Here is a 23,847-nt window from a genome sequence, read left to right as displayed (position 1 = left end):
TTTTGCGAAATTCTGTTATAATTAATGTTGTTACATACATAACGTAGTGCAGGAGGCGCATTCTTATGATTAATCAAGAACGTTTAGTAAATGAATTTATGGAACTTGTACAAGTAGATTCTGAAACGAAATATGAAGCAGAAATTTGCAAAGTGTTAACAGAGAAATTTACTGCTTTAGGTGTTGAAGTATTTGAAGATGACACAATGGGTGTAACTGGACATGGTGCTGGTAACCTAATTTGTACGCTACCAGCAACGAAAGAAGGGGTAGAGACAATCTATTTCACTTCTCATATGGATACAGTAGTTCCTGGTAAAGGAATTAAGCCTTCTATTAAAGATGGTTATATCGTATCAGATGGTACTACAATTTTAGGATCAGATGATAAAGCTGGATTAGCAGCTATGTTTGAAGCAATCCGTATTTTAAAAGAAAAAAATATTCCTCATGGAAAAATCGAATTTATTATTACAGTTGGTGAAGAATCTGGTCTTGTTGGTGCGAAAGCACTAGATCGTGAACGTATTACAGCGAAATATGGCTATGCATTAGATAGTGATGGAAAAGTTGGCGAAATCGTAGTTGCCGCACCAACACAAGCGAAAGTGAATGCAATCATTCGCGGGAAAACAGCTCATGCTGGTGTAGCACCAGAAAAAGGTATATCAGCAATTACAATTGCAGCGAAAGCAATTGCGAAAATGCCACTTGGTCGTATTGATTCTGAAACAACTGCAAATATCGGTCGTTTTGAAGGTGGTACACAAACAAATATCGTTTGTGACCATGTGCAAATCTTTGCAGAAGCTCGTTCTTTAGTGAATGAAAAAATGCAAGAGCAAGTTGCAAAAATGAAAGAAGCATTTGAAACAACTGCCAAAGAAATGGGCGGTCAAGCAGATGTTGAAGTAAAAGTTATGTACCCAGGATTTAAATTTGCTGATGGCGATCATGTTGTAGAGGTTGCAAAACGTGCCGCTGAAAAAATTGGTCGTACGCCTTCTCTTCACCAAAGTGGTGGCGGAAGTGACGCAAACGTAATTGCTGGACATGGTATTCCAACAGTAAACTTAGCAGTTGGCTATGAAGAAATTCATACAACAAACGAAAAAATTCCTGTTGAAGAATTAGCAAAAACAGCTGAATTAGTTGTAGCGATTATTGAAGAAGTAGCGAAATAATTGTAAGTAATACAAAAAAGAACTTGTAAACTATAATTGGTTTACAAGTTCTTTTTTTATTTGGATTCAATTGCTTTCACAAGGCGAATGAGCCAATATAAAAAAATCCATGGGAGTATATAGGTTGTTGCAATGCGCACTACGTGAGGTAGAAGTGCAAAGGTAATATTAACATTGAAAACTGGCAGTAATAAATAGTTAATAGCAATAATTAATATAATAACTAGAAAGGTGTAATTGAGTTTACTATGATTTTTCATATCACCCACTCCTTTTACAGGATTATCCATTGTTAATTTAAGTATATCAAAAAATATAATGTGAAAGAACCTGCTTTTTATATTGGAAAAGCTCCACAGTCCTTATCGTATTTGATATAATACATTTAAGAACAGATGTTCTTTTTCGGAGGTGGAAATATGAGAGAAATGTATCCAAAAAACGGTCGTGTTATTTTACATGTGGATATGAACTGTTTCTTTGCATCAGTTGAAATTGCACATGATCCGTCGTTAAAAGGAAAGCCATTAGCGGTTGCAGGAAATGAAAAAGAGCGAAAAGGGATCATTGTAACATGCAGCTATGAAGCAAGGGAACACGGAGTACGTACAACAATGCCACTTTGGGAAGCAAAGCGGTTATGTCCAAATTTAGTTGTAAAGCATCCGAACTTTAAGTTGTATCGCGAGGCGTCATTTGAGATGTTTCAAATTCTTTCGCGCTTTACTGAAAAGATACAGCCAGTTTCTATAGACGAAGGTTATTTAGATATAACAGATTGTTATGGATTAGGATCACCTCTTGAAATTGCCAAGATGATTCAACAAACTTTATTAACAGAATTAAAGTTACCATGTAGCATTGGGATCGCTCCTAATCTTTTTCTTGCAAAGACTGCGTCGGATATGAAAAAACCACTTGGTATTACCGTGTTTCGGAAACGAGATATTCAAGAGTTACTTTGGCCACGTCCTGTTGAAGCGATGCATGGGATTGGTCAGAAAACAGCGGAAAAATTAAAAGAAATTCATATAGATACAATTGGACAGTTAGCAAACGGGGAAGAGCATGTGATTCGCGCTAAAATAGGAAAGCATGGTGTGGATTTACAGAAACGGGCAAAAGGTGTAGATGATAGAGAAGTAGATCCAAATCAAATGGGACAACATAAAAGCGTAGGGAATTCGGCAACATTTTCGAAAGATATGGATGAAGAGAAGGAATTGCTTGATATGTTAGAGCGATTATCGAAGTCAGTTAGTAAAAGGTTACAAAAACGTACCCTTGTCACCTATAATATTCAAGTTATGATCAAATATCACGATCGGCGTACAGTAACGCGGAGTAAGCAATTAAAAAATGCAATTTGGGAAGAACGCGATATTTTTCAAGCTGCTTCACGTTTATGGAAAGGGCATTGGGATGGAGATCCGATCAGGTTGCTTGGTGTTACAGCTACTGAAATAGAATGGAAGACCGAATCAATTAAACAACTAGATTTATTTTCATTTGAGGAAGATGCGAAAGAAGAACCATTATTAGCTGTGATTGACCAAATTAATGATAAGTATGGAACTCCTATTTTGCAAAGAGGCAGTCAACTGTTTCGAAAGCAGGAGAAATCGTTTCAGCAGAAATTAAAGAATAAATTTATGTAAAAAGTGTCATGGTAATTCAGTATCCATGACACTTTTTATTGTTAACTCGCTTCGAACTGCTTCGTTAAATTTTTCAAATAGTCTCTCTATTATACAGGTGAATAAGAAATGAATTGCAAGGTACATACTTAAGAGTGTAATGATATGAGGTGATGATATATGTCAATGATTAAGATAGATGGTACTAGTTTGTACTATAACGTTCGTGGAGAAGGGATACCTATTATTTTTATTCATCCTCCTTTACTTACCAGTACAAATTTTCAATATCAGGTAGAAGAGTTATCTAAAACATTTAAAGTAATTACTTTTGATATTAGAGGTCATGGACGAAGTGAGTATTCAAGGGAACCAATAACTTACCCGTTAATTGTAGAAGATATGAAGCTCATTTTGGATCACTTAAGTATTCAAAAAGCTTTTATATGTGGATATTCAACAGGCGGCTCAATTGTATTAGAATTCTTGCTGACTGCAGCGGATCGAGCGTTTGGGGGAATTATTATTAGTGGTATGCCAGAAGTGAGTGATAGTTATTTAAAGAATAAGATTTCTTTAGGTGTAAAACTTGCGAAGTTTAGGGCTGTTTTACTGTTAGCGGTATCTATTGCATGGGGGAATTCAAATACAAACAAATTGTTTATAAAGATGTTAAAGGAAGCTCGAAAAGGAAATGCCAAAAATATTGAGCAGTATTACAAGTATAGTTTGAACTATACTTGTACTGAGCAACTCGCAAACATTGCACTTCCCATTTTATTGATTTATGGTAAGGAAGATAAAGTCTTTTATGATTATGCGAAGTTACTGCATGAAAAATTACCATGTAATGAATTGAAATTTATTGAAAAGGTAAAGCATCAAATTCCTACAAAAGCTGCAAAGAATTTAAATGCAATGATTAAGGAATTTATTTTACATCATGAGTAAGAAGAACATGTAAAAAAGCACCGGTTTTCGATGCTTTTTTATTTTATCCTGCTATTCGTGGGCAGTAATACTCCCATCTCAAAGTTCGGTGAAAGCAAAGAAGTTAGGCAGGAGATAAACTGCCCGTAAAAGCCCGATTGGTTTAACTAATAATCAGTGGGGGATGAAGAAAATCCCCACTGATTAAAGTTTCATTTTATAGATTATGAGATGGTATGATTTTCATAAATCACAATCTCTGAATTATTTGGTGTGGAAATACGTTGTGCATAATATGTGATTGATGAAGAAATATACTCTGGTAGTGTCTGACTTGTATGGAATGTTGTGTACTCATGAATTAATTCTTTTAAAGTCGTCCATTCTAGTTGTGCTGGGTGATCAGAAACGAAAGAACTTACCCAGCGATCAAATGAAGATGAAAAATCAGTTTGTAAACGAAATACTTCTTTCATAGTTAAACGCTCCCTTTATATGTGATACAATTATTTTACTACAAAACACGAACGATTGTTAAGTTTTTATTTAAAACGTTCGTAATATATAGTCATCTAGATGAGTAGTGAGCTTTTCATCCTAAAGTGTAGAGAAAGTAAGGAAGTTAAGCTTGTGATGAAGCCAAATCTTGATTTTAATTCATGAAAATTCATTTGCCATTTGAAATAACATTCCGTAAGATGAAAGATAGATTCTATAAAGAGCTGGAGGAAAGAAAGTGGAATTTGTATTTCTAGGAACTGGTGCAGGCGTTCCTTCAAAGGGAAGGAATGTTTCAGCAATTGCTTTGCAATTATTAGAAGAACGTGGTGAAACATGGCTATTTGACTGTGGTGAAGCAACGCAACATCAAATTTTACATACATCTGTGCGCCCGCGTCGCATTGAAAAAATATTTATTACGCATTTACATGGCGACCATATCTTTGGTTTACCGGGTTTATTAGGAAGTCGCTCTTTTCAAGGCGGAACAACGCCATTAACAGTGTACGGGCCGAAAGGAATTAAGCAATTTATCGAGGTGGCATTGTCGGTGAGTACAACTCATGTTAAGTATCCACTTGAAATTGTGGAAATTACTGAGGAAGGTACTGTTTTTGAAGACAAACAATTTTGTGTGGAAACGAAGAGATTATCACATGGAATTGAATGTTTTGGATATCGAATTGTAGAGAAAGATATACAGGGACATCTTCTTGTTGAGAAGCTGTTAGAAGTAGGAGTGAAGCCAGGCCCAATCTTTAAACGGTTAAAAGATGGTGAGACAGTCAAGTTAGATGATGGAAGAGTTTTACACGGGAAAGACTTTATTGGTCCACCGCAAAAGGGAAGAATTATTACAATTTTAGGAGATACACGTTACTGCGAAGCAAGTAGCCAACTTGCGCAAGATGCAGATGTACTTGTACATGAGGCAACATTTGCAGCGGAAGATGAAGAGCAGGCACATGATTATTTTCATTCTACAACAGAGCAGGCAGCTAGAATTGCGCTAAAGGCAAATGTGAAACGGTTAATTTTAACGCATATTAGTTCTCGGTATCAGGGAGATACTTATAAAGAATTATTAGAAGAGGCACAGGCACTGTTTGTGAACACTGAAATTGCAATGGACTTGAAACGTTTTGATGTAGAACGATAAGTTTTTTATAAACAATGGCAATATGAATTTGCCATTGTTTTATTTTTTATAAAAATTTTTTTCTTAATAAACAGATAGAACTGTTTTTATTTTATATCTATATGAACTGGTACAGAAGTTTTAAGAATTTCGGATGTATATGAGAAAAATACAAAATAACTGTTATTTTGAGAAACTGTTATATAAGTGAAATATCATATTGTGATACAAGAAAAATAAACATTTTTAAATTCAGAAATTTTAAAATTCAATAAAAGTAAGCGTTTCATAAAAAACAAGCTATAATGAGGGCACATTACAATTCATCGTGAGTTACATCGTGCATTTTAGCCATTTTTCGTAACGAAACGAAATTGACTAAAAGGGAGAGGACAACATGGAGATTATTAAGGGAACTGTACTATTATTATTTGTATTAAGTTTCACTCTTTAGTTTTAAAGCACCGAATGGTATGAAAGCAATGGGGGCCTTAGCTAGTGCTGCAGTTGCAAGTTTCTTAGTAGAAGCATTTCAGCTATACGTTGGTGGAGATTTAATCGGAATACCGTTTTTAAAAGAGGTTGGAGAATCAGCAGGTAGCCTAGGCGGAGTAGCTGGTGCGACCCTTGTCGCATTAGCGATGGGAGTATCACCTGTTTATGCTATGCTTGTAGGGGCTTCTGTGTTAAAATTTGGATTGCTACCAGGATTTATCGCTGGTTATCTTATATCATTTTTAGTAAAACAAATTGAAAAACGAGTACCAGAAGGATTAGATTTAATTGCATGTATCGTAATTGCGGCGCCATTAACAAGATTAATTGCACAGGGAATGGATCCGGTTGTAACAGCAACTTTGAAACAAATCGGAGGAGTAATTACATCAGCTGCTGATGCAAGTCCGATTGTTATGGGGATTATATTAGGTGGTATTATTACAGTCGTTGCGACTGCACCACTAAGTTCAATGGCGTTAACAGCACTTCTTGGTTTAACAGGATTACCGATGGCTATAGGAGCTTTAGCAGTAACAAGCTCATCCTTTATGAACTATGTATTCTTTAAACGAATGAAGTTTGGAGATAAGCGTACGACAATCGCGGTTGCAATCGAGCCACTTACGCAAGCTGATCTAATTTCAGCAAATCCAATTCCTGTTTATGTAACAAACTTTATTGGTGGTGCAGCAGCGGGTATTATTATTTCAATGTTTGACCTTATTAATAATGCAACTGGAACGGCAACACCAATTGCCGGACTTATGGTTATGTATGGATTTAATGATTCAATGAAAGTGACGTTATGTTTCTTATGTATTATGGTATCAGGCATTATTTCAGGATATATTGGCTCACGTCTATTTAAAAACTATCCAATTCGTACAGCGGATCAAATTCGTGGAACGGGCGGGAAAGCAACAGAATCGGCAGCTTAATAGAATAGAAGTAAGTAATTTTTTCATAGAGATTTAGGGGGAATCATGATGAAATATCGCTCAGTATTTGATATTATCGGTCCAGTTATGATTGGTCCGTCGAGTTCACATACAGCAGGTGCAGCAAGAATGGGGCAAGTTGCTCGTCAACTCTTTCGCTATGAACCAGAACGAGTTACCATTTCGTTATATGGCTCATTTGCAAAAACATATCGTGGTCACGGTACGGATGTAGCGCTGATTGGTGGAATACTAGGATTTGAAACAGATGATACACGTATCCCGAGTGCATTAGAAATTGCAAAAGAGCGTGGAATTGAAGTGGACTTTATTGAAGAAGAAGCGAATGCACCACATCCGAATACAGCGAAAATTCGTTTATATAAAGGAGAAGAAGAAATCGAAGTTGTCGCTTGTTCAATTGGTGGTGGCAAGATTGAAGTGGTGGAATTAAATGGATTTGATTTGCAGCTATCAGGAACAAGTCCCGCACTTTTAATTGTAAATAACGATCGTTTTGGGGCAATTGCATCTGTAGCTTCTATACTTGCGAAACATGAAATTAACATTAGTACAATGAGTGTTTCACGTAAGGAGAAGGGAAGAAGAGCACTTATGGTCATTGAAACAGATGAATTATTGGCAGATGCAGTTATTGAGGAAATAAAAGGACAATCAAATATTTGTCAAGTAACTATTATGGATTAATTGCAGGGGGGGACACACCATGTTTCGGAACGCAGCGGAACTTGTGGCACAAGCTAAAGAACAGAATGTAAAAATTGCAGAAATTATGATTCAATGTGAAATGGAGACAAGAAGTATCTCTCGTGAAGAAGTGCTTGCTGGAATGGAGAGAAACTTAGTTGTAATGGAACAAGCAGTAGAGCGCGGGATTCGAGGTGTAAAATCACCGACTGGTTTAACCGGCGGAGATGCGGTAAAAGTACAAGAGTATATGAAGAGTGGAAAAGGCTTATCTGGACATACGATTTTGGATGCAGTGAGTAAAGCTGTTGCAACAAATGAGGTTAATGCAGCAATGGGAATTATTTGTGCAACACCAACAGCTGGATCAGCTGGAACAGTACCGGGTGTACTGTTTGCACTTAAAGAAAAATTACAGCCAACACGTGAAGAAATGATTGAATTCTTATTTACAGCAGGAGCGTTTGGTATGGTTGTTGCCAATAATGCTTGTATTTCTGGAGCAGCTGGAGGGTGTCAAGCTGAGGTTGGTTCAGCAAGTGGAATGGCAGCAGCGGCAGCTGTTGAAATGGCTGGAGGAACGCAAGAACAAGCTGCCACAGCAATGGCAATTGCTTTGAAAAATATGCTAGGATTAGTATGTGATCCTGTTGCGGGACTTGTAGAAGTACCTTGTGTAAAACGGAATGCAGCAGGTGCTTCAAATGCTATGATTGCAGCGGATTTATCATTAGCTGGTGTAACAAGTACGATTCCGTGCGATGAAGTAATTGAAGCAATGTTCAGAATTGGGCAAACAATGCCAGTTGCTCTCCGCGAAACAGCTGAAGGCGGACTTGCAGCGACACCGACCGGTCGTCGTCTCCAAGAAGAGATTTTCGGAAAGAATAGTAAATAAGAAAATAGAACAAAGAAACGGAGCCCGGATGAATGTTGTGGGCTCCGTTTTTGATATGAAACAAATTTTTATTTTTCTTTTGTTAATTGTTCTAATGTTTCTCCGAGTTCGTGTGACCGTTTTGTAGCCTGCGCGATACATGCGACGAGTGCTTGTTGAAAATTTAAATTTTGTAGTACTTCGATTCCTGCTTCAGTCGTTCCACCAGGAGAGGTGATTTCTTTTCGTAAGGCAGAAGGATGCTTTGTGCTCGCTTTAAGCATTTCAGCTGCGCCAATCATTGTTTGTAAAATAAGAGATTTTGCAACAGATTCTTCTAAGCCAATTTGTTTTGCGGCTTCTTCCATCGCTTCTACCACGTAATATACGTAGGCAGGTCCGCTTCCAGATAATGCTGTAACAGCATGCATATGCTTTTCTTCCACTACCGAAACGAGGCCGATTGTTTCAAATAGAGATTTGGCAATGTGAACATGTTGATCTGTTGCATGGAAGGACGGAGAAATCGCTGTAGCTGACTTTAAAATAGTAGCGGATGTATTTGGCATTGCACGGATAATTGGAACGTTTTTTTGAAGTAGTTCCGCAATAGATCTAGTAGAAACACCTGCTAATAATGAAATAATGAGTTGATTATTTGTTATATATTTTTTTAGAGGTTGCAGTGCTTCTGCAACGTCTTTTGGCTTCATCGCGAGGAAAATAATATTTGCATGCGCAAGTAGCTCTTGTTTGTTATGTGTTGCTTTGACACCGTATTTTGTATGTAATTCCTGTAATCGTGTTTCATTCGAACGATTGCTTACTGTAATTTGTTCACCTTTTACGACATTAGCGTCTAATAGCCCTGCGATAATTGCTTCAGCTATAGAACCAGCTCCTAGAAAGGAAATATTTTGAATCAACATGATGTGCCCCCTTTATTTTTTATAAGAAAACTTATAAATTTACATACATTCGTTTTCATATAGAAAACACCTTCTTTTTATCTGAAAATAATGACAAATTTTTATAGAAGTTGTAAACTGAAGGAAGATTCATTTTTGAACCGGAAAGAGACAGGGGGGCATAAATATGATGGCAATTCATCGAATGGAGATTCCTGTTCCATTTGCAGTTGAGACAGTTAATGTGTTTTTAGTAGAGGGAGAATCATTAACATTAATTGATACAGGGACAAATACAGGGGAAGCAAAGATAGCATTAGAAAAACAACTAGGAGATTTAGGATATAAGATAGCAGATATTGAAAACGTAGTTATTACGCATCATCATGCAGATCATTGTGGGCTTTTAAATGCATTTTCTGCGGATGTGAATATTGTTGGTCATCCTTGGAATGAACCATGGATTACACAGAATTCGCAATTCTTGAAACGTTATCAACAATTTTTTAAGGAAGCTGCATTACAGTTTGGGGTACCAGAAGTGTTTTTGAAAGATGAAGTGCTACTTACAACGAAAACACTTAAATATTCTTGCAATAGATCGTTAACACATACTGTACGAGAAGGAGACAGTATTGAATCATTACCTGGATTTACAGTTATCGAAACACCCGGACATGCTTCTACTCATATTTCCTTATATAGAGAGTGTGATGGATTGTTAATTGGAGGGGATGCTTTAATTAGTCATATTTCTTCTAATCCGATACTAGAGCCGCCATATGAAGGACAGACAGAACGAGCTAGGCCCTTACTACAGTATAATCGAACATTAAAACGTTTAAGTACAATGAATATTTCACGTATTTTATCAGGTCATGGAGATGACATTGTGAATGTGAAACAATTGATAGAAGGAAGATTGCAAAAGCAAGAAACACGTGCATTTAAAGTATTAGAGTTATTAAAAGAAAAACCGATGACGGCTTTTGAAGTATGTGTAAAGTTATTTCCTATACTATATAAAGAGCAATTGCCGCTTACGATTTCTGAAACAGTTGGACAATTGGACTTTTTAGAATATAATCAACAAGTGATGATTGATGAATCCACGCCACAATTGATTTATTATGCAAAGTAGGTGACAGCAATGACAAGACGTTTACAAGAAAAAGTAATCGTCATTACAGGGGCTTCAAGTGGGATTGGAGAACAAGTTGCGATGCAAGTTGCAGCCAGGGGAGCAATTCCTGTATTAATGGCCCGGACAGAAGAAAAGTTAAGAGTATTAGCAGATAAAATTAAAACGACTTACAATACGCCTTGCTATTATTATGTATTAGATGTAAGTGAAGAAGTAGCAGTGGAGGCTGTTTTTACGAAGGTGTTACAAGATGTAGGGCAGATTGATATATTAGTAAATAATGCGGGATTTGGCATTTTCAAAACGTTTGAAGAAGCGTCTATGGCTGAAGTGAAAGATATGTTTCAGGTCAATGTATTTGGATTAGTGGCTTGTACGAAGGCGGTATTACCTCATATGGTAGAGAGAAATAAGGGGCAAATTATTAATATTGCTTCGTTAGCTGGGAAGATTGCAACGCCAAAATCTAGTGCGTATGCTGCAACGAAACATGCGGTATTGGGGTTTACAAATAGTTTACGTATGGAGCTCTCGAACACTAATATTCATGTAACGGCAATTAATCCAGGGCCAATTGATACGAACTTTTTTGAAATTGCCGATCAATCAGGTACATATGTAAAAAGTATGGGGCGTTATATGCTAAAGCCGACATATGTGGCAGAACAAATTGTCAAAGCAATGCAAACGAAAAAACGTGAAGTGAACTTGCCGAAATGGATGAGTGTTGGGCCGAAGTTTTTTGCGCTATTTCCAGGTCTTTTTGAACGTATAGCGGGTAAATCATTAAGTAAAAAATAGGAGGTTTCCAAATAGAAATCTCCTATTTTTTATGTTCCCGTTACATACTCATAAACAATATCTTCAACTGCTTCGTACACATCGATGTCAGGTTGTGTAACAATCATTGTTTGAACTCCTCGAATTAGAATCTCATAATCCTCTTTTGAAATCGGTCTACATTGATATTGCCCAAAACTTTTCAATATCATTTTTTTAATTAATTTTTCATTCATGTTTTTCCCCACTCGCATGTATAAATGTATTGTCTTTATTGTACTTGAAGTGTAGAAAAAACACTAGTATACATAAAATATGCATAAAGTGAATAAGGTAGTATTGTTTTTTCAGTAAAATTATTATATTTTGTGTGTTTATTAAAATTAAAAATTAATAAATATTTAATTGACTCTATAAATATACAATATTATAATCATACTTAATTTAAAGAATCGATATAAGGAGGGGCTTATGAAAGTCGCGATTATTGGGGCAACAGGATATGGGGGAATTGAATTGATTAGGTTGTTACATCAGCATCCATACTTTTCAATTGCATCTCTACATTCTTTTTCACAAGTAGGAGAACACATAACAAATGTATATCCGTATTTGCAAAAATTTCTTGTACATACATTACAAGAAATTGATGTAGATGAAATAGCGAAAGAATCGAATATTGTATTTTTAGCGACACCAGCAGGAGTTTCGGCCGAGTTGACTCCTTGTTTGCTGGAAGCTGGTTTAAAAGTTATTGATTTATCCGGCGATTTTCGTATGATGAATCCTTCTACATACGAAACGTGGTATAAAAAGCCAGCGGCAAAGAAAGAAATTCTTCAAAAGGCAGTGTATGGATTAAGTGAGTGGAAAAAGCAATCAATTCAAGACGCTGAATTGATTGCGAATCCGGGATGTTTTGCAACAGCAGCATTACTAGCTGTAGCTCCATTAATGCGAAATAAAATAATTGAGGAAGACTCCATTATTATTGATGCGAAATCAGGTGTATCAGGAGCAGGGAAAACACCGACAACAATGACTCATTTTCCAGAGCTATATGATAATTTTCATATTTATAAAGTAAATGAGCATCAGCATATTCCGGAGATTGAGCAAATGCTAACCGAGTGGAATAAACAAGCCAGACCAATTACATTTAGCACACATTTAATCCCAGTATCACGCGGAATCTTGGTTACTCTTTATGCAAAAGCAAAGCAAGAGGTTCAGGTGCAAAAACTTCAAAATTTATATAAAGAAACATATTATGATTCTCCATTTGTTCGTATACGTTCTAAAGGGGAATTTCCAAGTCCAAAAGAGGTAAGAGCTTCAAATTATTGTGATATTGGAGTAACTTATGATGAACGAACAGGACGTATTACAGTTGTTTCGGTTATTGACAATATGATGAAGGGCGCAGCTGGGCAAGCAATTCAAAATGCAAATCTATTAGCGGGTCTAGACGAAACAGCGGGTCTACAACATATGCCGCTTTATCCATAAGGGGGAGAGAATGGTGATTAAAATCGATTCTATTATAAAAGTAGATGACGGATCAATTGTATCACCGAAAGGTTTTGCAGCGATTGGTACGGAGGTCGGATTGAAAAAAGGAAAGAAGGATATGGGAGCAATTGTTTGTGAAGTTCCAGCTAATTGCGGTGCTGTTTATACAACAAATCAATTTCAAGCAGCGCCACTGCAAGTAACAAAAGAAAGTATTGCAGCGGAAGGGAAATTGCAAGTAATAGTTGTAAATAGTGGAAATGCGAATGCATGTACAGGTGTACAAGGGGTGCGAGATGCGTATGAAATACGAACGCTAGTAGCAAAACAATTCCATGTACAAGAAAATTATGTAGCAGTTGCTTCAACAGGTGTCATTGGAGTACCTTTGCCGATGGATGTCATTCGTGCTGGAATTGTATCGCTTGTACCAACGAAAGAAAAAGAGAAAGCAGTCTCCTTTTATGAATCGATTTTAACAACGGATCTTACGACGAAACAATCATGTTATCAGTTTACGGTGGAAGGAAAAGAAGTAATGATTGCTGGGGCTGCTAAAGGATCGGGGATGATTCATCCGAATATGGCGACGATGCTTAGTTTTATTACAACAGACATAAATATAGAACAAGATGCACTCCAGCTAGCATTATCACAAGTTACGAATCATACATTTAACCAAATTACAGTGGACGGAGATACATCTACAAATGATATGGTCATTGTCATGGCAAGTGGATTATCAGAAACGACTGCTATTGATACGAATCATGCTGAGTGGGAGAAGTTTAAGATTGCTTTGCAAACGGTGTGTGAAGATTTAGCAAAGCAGATTGCGAAAGATGGTGAAGGTGCGACGAAGTTAGTTGAAGTAAACGTATGCGGCGTTCGAACTGTGGAAGAGGGGAACAAGATTGCGAAGCAAATTGTTGGCTCAAGTCTTGTGAAAACAGCGATGTATGGTGAGGATCCAAACTGGGGCCGCATTATTAGTGCGATTGGCCAAAGTGGAGTTGTTATTAAACCGAGGGCTGTTGATATTGCGGTCCAATCTATTATTGTTTTACAAAGCAGTGAACCGCAATTGTTTTCTGAAGAGGAAATGAAGAAAAAGTTAAAGCAACCTGAAATTATCATTGATGTTCATTTACACCTTGGAGAAGAAAAAGGAAGAGCCTGGGGCTGTGACTTAGGTTATGACTATGTAAAAATAAATGCTTGTTATCGTACATAAGGAGAGAAAAGATGAACGAGTATATCGTAGTAAAGTGCGGCGGTAGTATGTTAGAGCATTTAGATCGTGTGTTTTTTACATGTATAGAGAAATTAAAGAAAAAATACCAAGTTGTTGTTGTACATGGTGGTGGTCCAGAAATTGATGCAAAGTTAAATCAATTTCACATTCCGATAGAAAAGAAACAAGGGCTGCGGGTGACGACGAAAGAAGTTATGGATGTTGTTCAGATGGTTTTATGCGGAAGTACAAATAAAAAATTAGTAATGAATTTTCAAAAGCATGGCTTGTCTACAATTGGAATCTCTGGTTGTGATGGGAATCTACTTCAGGTTCGACCGCTGGATGCAGGGCTTGGATATGTTGGAGAAGTTAGTCATGTCGATTCCTCACTACTAAAAGGATTACTAGATTTGAATTATATTCCGGTTATTGCACCAATTGGGATAAGAGGAAATCAAGTTTATAACATCAATGCAGATACTGCCGCAGCTGGAATTGCAGCTGCGCTAGGGGCAAAGGAGCTTATTTTTATTACAGATGTAGATGGAGTATTGTCTCAAGGAGAGTTGTTAAAGAAAACGGATGAAGCTGAGATTCTTCATCTGATAAAAACAGGTGTTATTACAGGTGGGATGATCCCGAAAGTCAGGGCCGCTCTTACATCGTTACAGATGGGAGTACAGTATGCCAGCATTGTGAATGGTACGAAGAACTTTGTTGGGATTACAGGAGAGTGGATTGGAACGACAGTAACAAAAGGAGTGAATATTGTATGACGATTCGTATCTTTCCGACATATGGGAGAAGAGAAATCGAAGTGATCAAAGGAAGTGGAACAAAAGTTATAGATAGCAACGGGAAGCAATATTTAGATTTCACTTCTGGGATTGCGGTATGTAATCTAGGACATTGTCATCCTGTACTTGTTGAAGCAGCAGCAAAGCAACTAGGTGAAATATGGCATATATCAAACCTTTTTCCACATACAGTACAAGAAGATGTGGCAACACTATTAACAGAAGGTAGTGAGTTAGATTACGTGTTTTTCTGTAATAGTGGAGCAGAAGCAAATGAGGCAGCTCTTAAACTAGCGCGTAAGCATACTGGGAGATCTCTTGTTATAACATTTCAGCAATCTTTTCACGGTAGAACGTATGGGACGATGAGCGCAACAGGTCAAGAGAAAGTGAAAAAGGGATTCGGGCCGCTTCTTCCATCCTTTTTACATATTCCCTTTAACGATCTAGAAGCACTTCGAGAGGTGATGAGTGAAGATGTTGCCGCAGTTATGGTGGAAATTATTCAAGGGGAGGGCGGTGTACTACCTGCTGATCTTTCCTTTTTACAAGAAATTGAACAGTTATGTAAAGAATGTGGTGCTCTTTATATAATCGATGAGGTGCAAACGGGAATAGGAAGAACCGGAACGCTGTTTGCTTATGAACAGACAGGAATATCTCCAGATATCGTTACAGTTGCAAAAGCACTCGGAAATGGTATTCCTGTTGGGGCGATGCTTGGGAAAAAAGAGCTTGTGTCCGCTTTTACAGCAGGCACCCACGGTTCAACCTTCGGCGGAAATTATATTGCAATGACAGCGGCAAAAGAAGTGTTGCAAATTATAAAACAACCTTCATTTTTACAAGAGGTAAAAGGGAAGGGAGAATACTTACTGCAAAAATTAAAGCAAGAATTAACTGATATTGAGTGGATTACTTCTATTCGTGGGAGAGGACTTATGATCGGAATTTCTTGTAAGTGTGATGTCCAAACAATTATAGAACAGCTAGAAAAAGAAGGTCTTCTTGTATTGCAAGCGGGGCCGAATGTGGTGCGGCTTTTACCGCCACTTATTGTAACGAATGAAGAACTAGAGGAAGCTGTAGCTATGATAAAAAAAGTGATTCGTACACAAAAATTACCGATCATATAAGGGGGAAATTCTATGTCAACTGTACAAGTACCGAAATTACAAACGAAAGATCTTTTAACATTGGAAGAACTGACGAAGGAAGAAATAATTGCGTTAATTGAATTTGCTATGTACTTAAAACAAAATAAGCATGAATCGCTATTAAGTGGAAAAATACTAGGACTTATTTTTGATAAACATTCGACTCGTACACGTGTCTCTTTTGAGGCAGGAATGGTACAGCTCGGTGGACATGGAATGTTTTTAAGTGGAAAAGAAATGCAAATTGGGAGAGGAGAGAGTGTTTCAGATACCGCGAAAGTATTATCTCATTATATTGATGGAATTATGATTCGTACATTTTCACATGCGGATGTAGAGGAGCTTGCGAAAAAAGCAAGTATTCCTGTTATTAATGGATTGACGGATAATCATCATCCATGTCAGGCATTGGCTGACTTAATGACAATATATGAAGAAGTTCATACATTCAAAGGGATTAAACTCGCTTACGTAGGTGACGGAAATAATGTTTGTCATTCTTTACTACTAGCGAGCGCAAAAGTGGGTATGCATATGACAGTAGCCACTCCTGTAGGGTATGAACCGAATGAACAAATTGTAAAGCATGCTTTAGAAATTGCAAATGAAACGGGAGCAATTATTGAAGTTTTGAATCATCCAGAGCAGGCAGTAAAAGAGGCTGATTTTGTTTATACAGATGTTTGGATGAGTATGGGGCAAGAAGATGTAGAAGAGAAATATACATTATTTCAGCCATTCCAAGTAAATGAACAACTTGTTCAATATGCTAAGAAAACATATCGCTTCTTACATTGCTTACCAGCTCACCGTGAGGAAGAAGTAACGGGAGAAATCATTGATGGATCCCATTCTATTGTTTTCGAGCAAGCGGGTAATCGATTGCATGCTCAAAAAGCGTTATTAGTAAGTTTGTTTCAAAATGTGAAAAAACCTTCCTAATGGGGGAGGTTTTTTTGTAGTGTATTTTTATGGAAAAAATTGTAAGGTAAAGTTAGAAAAAAGAAAAAACGTGTGAGAGAACCACTTGTACAAATATAAAGAATGTCACATTCATTTTCTACCTAGAATATGCTTAAGAAAAAGGAGGAGAGAATGAATGTATTATTACTATGCACCTCAAGTATACCCATATGTGAATTATTATGCTAATCCTTATCTGTACGCAAGACAGCAATTTACGACGTATCAGCAGCCAATGGCTTCTCAGTCACAGCCGTCTCAGGGACGGAAGCCGTATTTAATGACGTGGCCATATTCAAACGTATATTATGGGAATTATTATGAATCATAAAGCTGCTTCTTTTGGAAGCAGCTTTACACGTTTGTTTTCAAAATTAAATTTTGAATCGTTTGAAGCGAGTGAATAAGTTGTTCACGATCGCTTTCTGATAAGGTTTGAAAATTTTCTTTTAGTTTGTCTAAAATGAATTGCTGATATTGACTTACTAGTAATTTCCCTTCAGCTGTCAGAGAAATTAAAATGACCCGTCGATCTTTTTCGCTATAATGACGCTCTATAAGTTCTTCATGAATCAGTTTATTTAATAGAGGTGTCATATTAGGCCTTGAAATCGCTAATCGCTTTCCGATTTCTGACACTGCTAATGTGCCACGTTCATGCAATAGCAGTAACACCTGTGTATGTGACGGTGGCATGTGCCTTTGAGAAGAAAATTCTCCGGGAAGCATGAATTTACGATAAAAAAGAGGCACTAACGAAAGAAGATGATCAACAATACGTTCCCACTCGCGTGATTCCATATAAAGGCCCCCTTCCATTATCATTGTAACAAAAAAGGTACCGTATAAAAATAAAATTGTTCGGTTTCATCTTAATGTTTATAGGATAGTACCTGCTTAGTAAACGCGTTAGCGATAATTTCATAACCTTGATCATTTGGATGCACTTGGTCGTACAATAATTCTTTTTGATTATTCGGTATTAACTTTCGAACGGGTAAAACGATAGATGGAGGATTTGCTTTGGAAATAGAATAAACTGAATCATTCCAACCATCTAAAAACATATCGGCATATGAAGCGATTGAATCATCGAGTTGTAAAGGATTATAGAGTTCAGACAAGATAAGCAAAGCGCTTGGATTGAGTGCACGAATAGTTGTTACGATGTTTTTTACATCTGTTTCAAAATGACTCTTTTCTTTGTTTAACATTTTAATACCATCCATAACGCCTACATTTCGATTTAAGCGAAATAAATTATTTCCGCCAACACTAATAGTAACTATGTTCGCTTCTTTAATCTTCTGCGTTACTTCTTCGGATTTAATTTTTTGAACAAGTCGATCCGTTGTTAACCCATTTACACCGAGGTTTTCCACTCGAATGGGTTTGTGAATTTGTTCTCCTATTTGATTAGAGGCTAACTCCGCATACCCTCCTTGTGTGGAGCCGTATCCCTTTGCAAGAGAATCGCCTAGTACAAGGTGATAAAGAGAATCGTTAGTTTGCTTATCAATCCACCTAGGAGAAGATGCTGTTGTTTGTTCTTCTGTTTCTTTTTGTTTTGTCCCATCAATCTTTTCGAAATTCGAATAAGAAATGATTAGAAGGAGGAGACAAACGATAGCTAAGATGGCTTTTTTCATAAACTCATCCTCCTTGTAATTGGTTATTGTATCATATTCAGCAGTATAAGCAATGGAAGAAGATATTTATATCTTTCTGTAAAGTTTACAACAACTTTACAGAAAATTTGTAGAAGTATGTCAAAAAATATTGACGATATGAAAGTATGTTCGATATGATAATGTCAGATAAGTGAAGATGCGTCACTCTAATATGAGGAAAGAAGAGAATAAAGATAGAGAGAATTCCTTATTAGAATTTGATGAGAAACTCATTTTATTTTTAAAAAGGACAATTGTACAAGGGGGATTTTTTGTGAAGAAGTCAAAGAAAGTGTTAGCGGGAGCAACCCTTGCATTAGGAGTTATGGCACCGCAAGTATTGCCAACAATTGCTCATGCAGAAGGACAAGCAGAAGGGAGTACAGTTAACTTACGAATTCTAGAAACATCAGATATTCACGTTAACTTAATGAACTATGACTATTATCAAACGAAAACAGATAATAAGGTAGGATTAGTTCAAACTGCAACTCTTGTTAATAAAGCACGTGAAGAGGCAAAGAACTCTGTGCTATTTGATGATGGGGATGCGATACAAGGAACACCACTCGGGGATTATGTAGCGCAAAAAGGTTTGGATGGAAACTATATACATCCACTATATCGTTTAATGAACTTAATGAAGTATGACGTCATTTCTCTTGGGAATCATGAATTTAATTATGGTTTAGATTACTTAAAGAAAGCAATTAGTAAAACTGATTTCCCAGTAATCAATTCAAATGTTTATAAAGATGATCATGATAATAATGAAGAAAATGATGAGAACTACTTTAAACCGTACCATATTGTTGACAAAGAAGTAGTAGATGAATCTGGTCAAAAGCAAAATGTGAAAATCGGAGTAATGGGCTTTGTACCACCACAAGTAATGGGTTGGGATAAAGCGAATTTAGAAGGAAACGTAAAAGCAAAAGACATTGTCCAAACAGCGAAGAAAATGATTCCGAAAATGAAAGCAGAAGGCGCGGATATTATTGTTGCATTAGCACACTCTGGTGTCGATAAAAGTGGTTATAATGTCGGAATGGAAAATGCATCATTCTATTTAACAGAAGTTCCTGGCGTAGATGCAGTGTTGATGGGACATTCGCATACAGTAGTAACTGACACGTTTAATGGTGTTCCAGTTGTTATGCCAGGTGTTTTTGGAAGTAATTTAGGGATCATCGATATGCAACTGAAAAAAGTAAACGGTAAATGGGAAGTACAAAAAGATAAATCTGTTCCGACAGTCCGTGCAATTTCGGATAGTAAAGGAAATGCGCTAGTGGAATCTGATAAAAGATTAGTCGATGAAATCAAAGATGATCATGAAGCAACGATTAAATATGTGAATACACCTGTAGGTAAAACGACAGCACCAATTAATAGTTATTTTTCACTTGTACAAGATGATCCATCTGTACAACTTGTTACAAATGCTCAAAAATGGTATGTAGAAAAGTTATTTGCTGAAAATGGACAGTACAGCAAATATAAAGGCATTCCAGTCTTGTCAGCAGGAGCACCTTTTAAAGCAGGTGGTCGAAACGGTGCAACGTATTATACGGATATTCCAGCAGGAACTTTGGCAATTAAAAACGTTGCAGATTTATATGTATACCCAAATACATTGTATGCGGTAAAAGTAAATGGTGCTCAAGTCAAAGAATGGCTTGAAATGTCTGCAGGTCAGTTTAATCAAATAGATTCAACTAAAGCAACAGAACAATCATTAGTAAATGTAAACTACCCTACATATAACTTTGATATTTTAGATGGCTTGAAATACGAAATTGATGTTACACAGCCAGCAAAATATGATAAAGATGGAAAAGTTGTGAATTCAAATGCAAATCGTATTGCGAATGTAACGTACGATGGGAAGCCGATTGTTGATAATCAGGAGTTTATTGTTGCGACAAATAACTATCGCGGTAGTAGCCAAACCTTCCCTGGTGTAAGTAAAGGTGAAGTGGTATATCAATCTCAAGATGAAACACGTCAAATTATTGTGAAATATATGCAAGAAACACCAGTTATTAATCCAGCAGCGGATCAAAACTGGGCGTTTAAACCAATTGCTGCTGAAAAATTGAATACTACATTTGATTCTTCACCAAATGCACAAAAGTATATTACAAAAGATGGGAAAATCTCTTATATTGGTTCGTCCGAAAATGAGTTTGCGAAATATGCTATTGATTTAACGAAGAAGAATGAAGGGGACAACCCAACAACACCACCAACGACAGGTGGAGACAACAACGGGGATAATCCAACAACACCACCAACGAACAACACCACCAACGACAGGTGGAGACAACAACGGGGATAATCCAACAACACCACCAACGACAGGTGGAGACAACAACGGGGATAATCCAACAACRCCACCAACGACAGGTGGRGACAACAATGGGGATAATCCAACAACGCCACCAACGACAGGTGGGGACAACAATGGGGATAATCCAACAACGCCACCAACGACAGGTGGAGACAACAACGGGGATAATCCAACAACGCCACCAACGACAGGTGGGGACAACAACGGGGATAATCCAACAACGCCACCAACGACAGGTGGAGATAACAATGGGGGTAACCCAACAACTTCTACTGATGGAACTAAAGATACAAACGTAAGTCAAGAGAAAGAAACAAGTAAGGTAGATCGTGACTTGCCAAAAACGGGAACTACTGTCTTTTCTACAATTGGGGCAGGACTTGCATTTGTTGGAGCAGGTGTGTTCATGCTATTTAGACGAAAAAAAGCAAATAGATAAAGTGAAAGAGGATTACCAATAGTGGTAATCCTCTTTTTGTACATCTAATTTAAGAAACAGTAACAGCTTTTTCTTTCTTCCATGAAAGTCCAAACCCTGTAAATCCAACGATAATTGTAACGAGTGGACAAGCTAAGCAGAAGATTGCGTATGGAACATAATCAACAGTTGGAACGCTTAGTACGTTTGCTAAGAAGACTCCACTTACACCCCATGGTACAAGTGGGTTAATAACTGTACCAGCATCTTCTAGTACTCGGGATAAATTACGACGCTTTAAACCAACTTCATCGTATTTATTAGCAAATGCTTGTCCTGTTAAAACGATAGATAAGTATTGTTCACCAAGTAAGAAGTTAACGCCGATTGCTGTCGATGCAGTAGAAACAATTAAACGTGTACTTGTCTTAACAAAATTAGAAAGCATGTTCATAAGTTGTGTAATAATGCCCATTCCTTGTAGCAGACCACCCATACAAAGAGCAAGGAAAATAAGTGCGATTGACATCATCATACTTTGTAATCCACCGCGTGATAATAAGCTATCAATATCTTTTATACCTGTCTTGGATACATAGCCATCTTGCATAATTTTCATTAAATCCGCAAGTGATGTACCTGGCTTGAAAATAAAGAGGATAATAATTCCAGCAACAATTCCAGCAAGTAAAGTTGGAACAGCTGGTACCTTTTTAAATGCGAATAAGAATAGTAATAGAATCGGAATAAGCGTAACAATTGAAATGATTGTATTCTTCTCTAATGTATTTGTAAAAGTAGAGAAATCAACATCTCCTGAAGACCCGCTCCCTAAAATGAAGAAAGCAATAAAGGCGATAAGGAAAGCAGGAATTGTCGTCCAAAGCATGTTACGAATGTGTTCAAAAAGGTCTACACCTGTTACAGCAGGAGCTAAGTTTGTTGTATCAGATAAAGGAGACATTTTATCCCCAAAGAAAGCCCCAGAAATAATTGCTCCAGCAATAAGCGCTGGATCGTATCCGAGAGCAGTGCCCATTCCCATAAAGGCAAGTCCTACTGTTGCTGCTGTTGTAAAGGCACTACCGATACTCGTTCCAACAATCGCACAAACAACAAATACTGTCGGAATGAAAATTTTAGGTGATACAAGTTGGAAGCCGTATACCATTAATGTTGGAATTGTCCCAGCGGCAATCCAAACACTAATTAATACACCGACAAGTAAGAAAATAAAAATGGATGGAATACCAGCTGAAATACTACTTATCATACCTTTTTCCATATCAGACCAAGAGATTTTTTTAATAAAGCCAAAAGCTAACAATACAATAATGCCGAATAGAATTGGGATATGTGGTGATGTTTCTAATTTAATAACGCTAAAGCCAATACAAAAAAAGATTAAAATTGTTAAAAGAATAGATTCGAATTTTGAAACCATTGTTTGCCCCTCCTAATAATATAAAATAGTTCTTTTTTATATAAATTTCGCCAATATTATATATTTCCTTCTAAAATTTTGAATTTTACGACAAATCACCGGTGATTGTGTAACATCATAAAAAAATGTCCCTGCATATATATGCAGGGACGAAAAAGATCGCGGTACCACCCTAGCTTGTGAAGTGAAGGTAATACAAAATAAAGGGAAGTAAACTACGCACCACAAAAAATAAAAAACGCCCCTGCATGTAATGCAGGGACGAAAAAATCGCGGTACCACCCTAAATTGTGAAATAGCTTCATTTCACCACTCTATAGGAATAACGGTCCATAACCGTCTTTTACTACTCCGAATGTTTCGTAAAAGAAGCTCCAGGGGGTAATTCATAATTCGCTCTGTACTGGTTCGCACCGACCACCAGCTCTCTGAAATCAAAAAACGAAATACTACTAGATCCTATCATTGCCGATTCATATGATGTTAGTTAAATTTTTATCATAAATTTATCTAGTATGTCAATACATATATATATTATTTTTCAAAAAGTAAATAATGGGAGGATGTTTTTTATATTCTTAGTTTGTGCGTTATAATGAAAAAAGAAAGGAGGGAGGAAATGAAAAAGAAAGTAATTCTTTTTACAACGTTACTCACAGTTGTCGGTAGTGCTGGGATTTACACAGCACTTGCAGCATCTCCTGATCAATCAAAGCAAAAGATCGTACAGAAGGAAGAGATAAAGAAATTAGAAAAGGTAAAAGAAGAAAAGAATAAGAAAGAAACAGCTGCTAAGCTTGGTGTTTCTCTTGAAGGAAAAACAGAGAAAGAAATCCAAAAAGAGTTAAATACAGCAAGATTTGAAAAACGTCATGAGTTGTTAGTTGAGCATGCAAAACAACTAGGAATTGAAACAGAAGGAAAAAAAGATGAAGAGATCATCTTGGAAATTGGAAAGATACAACATGGAAAGTAAAGCGACTTATCTTATGATAAGTCGTTCTTTTTTAAGAACGATATAGTTTAAAAATAATTGACAGTATTTTAATTTTA

The 23,847-nt window shown here is 36.9% G+C and carries 22 protein-coding genes, 2 pseudogenes and 1 other annotated feature; of the genes and pseudogenes, 17 read left to right on the top strand and 7 right to left on the bottom strand.

Annotation, left to right across the window (positions count from 1 at the left end; genetic code table 11):
- Positions 1–65 precede the first annotated feature (65 nt).
- The gene (locus AZF08_RS02320) at positions 66–1,184 is read left to right on the top strand and encodes a tripeptidase T (RefSeq protein ID WP_033672430.1); all 1,119 of its coding nucleotides are present in this window, start codon (positions 66–68) and stop codon (positions 1,182–1,184) included.
- 56 nt (positions 1,185–1,240) lie between these two features.
- On the opposite strand, the gene AZF08_RS02315 is transcribed toward AZF08_RS02320, so the two are convergent.
- Positions 1,241–1,444 (bottom strand): hypothetical protein, encoded by a 204-nt coding sequence (locus tag AZF08_RS02315; protein ID WP_033672429.1) that lies wholly within the window; start codon positions 1,442–1,444, stop codon positions 1,241–1,243.
- A gap of 159 nt (positions 1,445–1,603) precedes the next feature.
- Here AZF08_RS02315 and AZF08_RS02310 point away from each other — a divergent pair, with 159 nt between their 5' ends.
- Both AZF08_RS02310 and AZF08_RS02305 read left to right on the top strand, forming a co-directional pair.
- A complete protein-coding gene (locus AZF08_RS02310; RefSeq protein WP_033672427.1) occupies positions 1,604–2,842 on the top strand; it encodes a DNA polymerase IV in 1,239 nt (412 codons plus the stop codon).
- A 159-nt stretch (positions 2,843–3,001) separates the two neighbouring features.
- Positions 3,002–3,772 carry an alpha/beta fold hydrolase gene (locus AZF08_RS02305; protein ID WP_033672426.1) on the top strand — a complete coding sequence of 257 codons (771 nt, stop codon included), beginning with the start codon at positions 3,002–3,004 and terminating at the stop codon, positions 3,770–3,772.
- 203 nt (positions 3,773–3,975) lie between these two features.
- Here the strand turns inward: AZF08_RS02305 and AZF08_RS02300 are convergent, their stop codons facing one another.
- On the bottom strand, positions 3,976–4,227 hold the full coding sequence (locus tag AZF08_RS02300) for a DUF3932 family protein (protein ID WP_033672424.1): 252 nt from the start codon (positions 4,225–4,227) through the stop codon (positions 3,976–3,978).
- A gap of 260 nt (positions 4,228–4,487) precedes the next feature.
- Here AZF08_RS02300 and rnz point away from each other — a divergent pair, with 260 nt between their 5' ends.
- The 4 genes and pseudogenes from rnz to sdaAA all read left to right on the top strand — a co-directional run bounded on the left by rnz (position 4,488) and on the right by sdaAA (position 8,432).
- Positions 4,488–5,411: a ribonuclease Z gene (gene rnz, locus AZF08_RS02295; RefSeq protein WP_033672423.1), complete on the top strand. Its 924-nt coding sequence runs from the start codon at positions 4,488–4,490 to the stop codon at positions 5,409–5,411.
- Between the two features lie 376 nt (positions 5,412–5,787).
- Positions 5,788–6,826, top strand: a pseudogene (locus AZF08_RS02290) (PTS sugar transporter subunit IIC).
- Positions 6,827–6,874: 48 nt separating this feature from the next.
- The gene (sdaAB, locus tag AZF08_RS02285; RefSeq protein ID WP_033672422.1) at positions 6,875–7,534 is read left to right on the top strand and encodes an L-serine ammonia-lyase, iron-sulfur-dependent subunit beta; all 660 of its coding nucleotides are present in this window, start codon (positions 6,875–6,877) and stop codon (positions 7,532–7,534) included.
- Between the two features lie 19 nt (positions 7,535–7,553).
- The gene (sdaAA, locus tag AZF08_RS02280) at positions 7,554–8,432 is read left to right on the top strand and encodes an L-serine ammonia-lyase, iron-sulfur-dependent, subunit alpha (RefSeq protein WP_033672421.1); all 879 of its coding nucleotides are present in this window, start codon (positions 7,554–7,556) and stop codon (positions 8,430–8,432) included.
- A 68-nt stretch (positions 8,433–8,500) separates the two neighbouring features.
- Here sdaAA and proI read toward each other — a convergent pair whose 3' ends face one another.
- Complete coding sequence (gene proI / locus AZF08_RS02275; protein ID WP_033672420.1) at positions 8,501–9,340, bottom strand: pyrroline-5-carboxylate reductase ProI; 840 nt, start codon at positions 9,338–9,340, stop codon at positions 8,501–8,503.
- Positions 9,341–9,506: 166 nt separating this feature from the next.
- Here proI and AZF08_RS02270 point away from each other — a divergent pair, with 166 nt between their 5' ends.
- Both AZF08_RS02270 and AZF08_RS02265 read left to right on the top strand, forming a co-directional pair.
- Positions 9,507–10,460, top strand: coding sequence for an MBL fold metallo-hydrolase (locus AZF08_RS02270; protein ID WP_033672419.1), 954 nt, complete (start codon positions 9,507–9,509; stop codon positions 10,458–10,460).
- A 9-nt stretch (positions 10,461–10,469) separates the two neighbouring features.
- Positions 10,470–11,264, top strand: a complete 795-nt coding sequence (locus AZF08_RS02265) for an SDR family oxidoreductase (RefSeq protein ID WP_033672418.1) — start codon at positions 10,470–10,472, stop codon at positions 11,262–11,264.
- A 29-nt stretch (positions 11,265–11,293) separates the two neighbouring features.
- On the opposite strand, the gene AZF08_RS02260 is transcribed toward AZF08_RS02265, so the two are convergent.
- Positions 11,294–11,479 carry a YqzH family protein gene (locus AZF08_RS02260; protein ID WP_033672417.1) on the bottom strand — a complete coding sequence of 62 codons (186 nt, stop codon included), beginning with the start codon at positions 11,477–11,479 and terminating at the stop codon, positions 11,294–11,296.
- A 235-nt stretch (positions 11,480–11,714) separates the two neighbouring features.
- Between AZF08_RS02260 and argC the strand changes: the two genes are divergently transcribed.
- From argC to AZF08_RS02230, 6 genes are all read left to right on the top strand, one after another.
- Positions 11,715–12,752 (top strand): N-acetyl-gamma-glutamyl-phosphate reductase, encoded by a 1,038-nt coding sequence (gene argC, locus AZF08_RS02255; RefSeq protein ID WP_033672416.1) that lies wholly within the window; start codon positions 11,715–11,717, stop codon positions 12,750–12,752.
- A 10-nt stretch (positions 12,753–12,762) separates the two neighbouring features.
- On the top strand, positions 12,763–13,989 hold the full coding sequence (gene argJ, locus AZF08_RS02250) for a bifunctional glutamate N-acetyltransferase/amino-acid acetyltransferase ArgJ (RefSeq protein WP_033672415.1): 1,227 nt from the start codon (positions 12,763–12,765) through the stop codon (positions 13,987–13,989).
- Positions 13,990–14,000: 11 nt separating this feature from the next.
- Positions 14,001–14,768: an acetylglutamate kinase gene (argB, locus tag AZF08_RS02245; protein WP_033672414.1), complete on the top strand. Its 768-nt coding sequence runs from the start codon at positions 14,001–14,003 to the stop codon at positions 14,766–14,768.
- Complete coding sequence (locus AZF08_RS02240) at positions 14,765–15,925, top strand: acetylornithine transaminase (RefSeq protein WP_033672413.1); 1,161 nt, start codon at positions 14,765–14,767, stop codon at positions 15,923–15,925. Before argB ends, AZF08_RS02240 begins: the two co-directional genes overlap by 4 nt.
- Before the next feature lie 12 nt (positions 15,926–15,937).
- Positions 15,938–16,888 carry an ornithine carbamoyltransferase gene (gene argF, locus AZF08_RS02235; protein ID WP_033672412.1) on the top strand — a complete coding sequence of 317 codons (951 nt, stop codon included), beginning with the start codon at positions 15,938–15,940 and terminating at the stop codon, positions 16,886–16,888.
- A 157-nt stretch (positions 16,889–17,045) separates the two neighbouring features.
- A complete protein-coding gene (locus tag AZF08_RS02230) occupies positions 17,046–17,240 on the top strand; it encodes a hypothetical protein (RefSeq protein WP_033672411.1) in 195 nt (64 codons plus the stop codon).
- 23 nt (positions 17,241–17,263) lie between these two features.
- On the opposite strand, the gene AZF08_RS02225 is transcribed toward AZF08_RS02230, so the two are convergent.
- Positions 17,264–17,710 (bottom strand): MarR family winged helix-turn-helix transcriptional regulator, encoded by a 447-nt coding sequence (locus AZF08_RS02225; protein ID WP_033672409.1) that lies wholly within the window; start codon positions 17,708–17,710, stop codon positions 17,264–17,266.
- A gap of 71 nt (positions 17,711–17,781) precedes the next feature.
- On the bottom strand, positions 17,782–18,558 hold the full coding sequence (locus tag AZF08_RS02220; protein WP_033672408.1) for a GDSL-type esterase/lipase family protein: 777 nt from the start codon (positions 18,556–18,558) through the stop codon (positions 17,782–17,784).
- Between the two features lie 295 nt (positions 18,559–18,853).
- On the opposite strand from AZF08_RS02220, the pseudogene cpdB reads away from it, so the two are divergent.
- A pseudogene (gene cpdB / locus AZF08_RS02215) lies at positions 18,854–21,371 on the top strand (bifunctional 2',3'-cyclic-nucleotide 2'-phosphodiesterase/3'-nucleotidase).
- 49 nt (positions 21,372–21,420) lie between these two features.
- Here cpdB and nhaC read toward each other — a convergent pair.
- Complete coding sequence (gene nhaC, locus AZF08_RS02210) at positions 21,421–22,794, bottom strand: Na+/H+ antiporter NhaC (RefSeq protein ID WP_033672407.1); 1,374 nt, start codon at positions 22,792–22,794, stop codon at positions 21,421–21,423.
- A gap of 254 nt (positions 22,795–23,048) precedes the next feature.
- Positions 23,049–23,269, bottom strand: a binding site (T-box leader).
- A 144-nt stretch (positions 23,270–23,413) separates the two neighbouring features.
- Between nhaC and AZF08_RS02205 the strand changes: the two genes are divergently transcribed.
- Positions 23,414–23,770 (top strand): hypothetical protein, encoded by a 357-nt coding sequence (locus AZF08_RS02205; protein ID WP_033672406.1) that lies wholly within the window; start codon positions 23,414–23,416, stop codon positions 23,768–23,770.
- Positions 23,771–23,847: the final 77 nt, after the last annotated feature.

The sequence above is a fragment of the Bacillus gaemokensis genome (genome assembly GCF_001590835.1).
GTDB lineage: Bacteria > Bacillota > Bacilli > Bacillales > Bacillaceae_G > Bacillus_A > Bacillus_A gaemokensis.
This window is presented reverse-complemented; position numbering and strand designations above follow the sequence as displayed.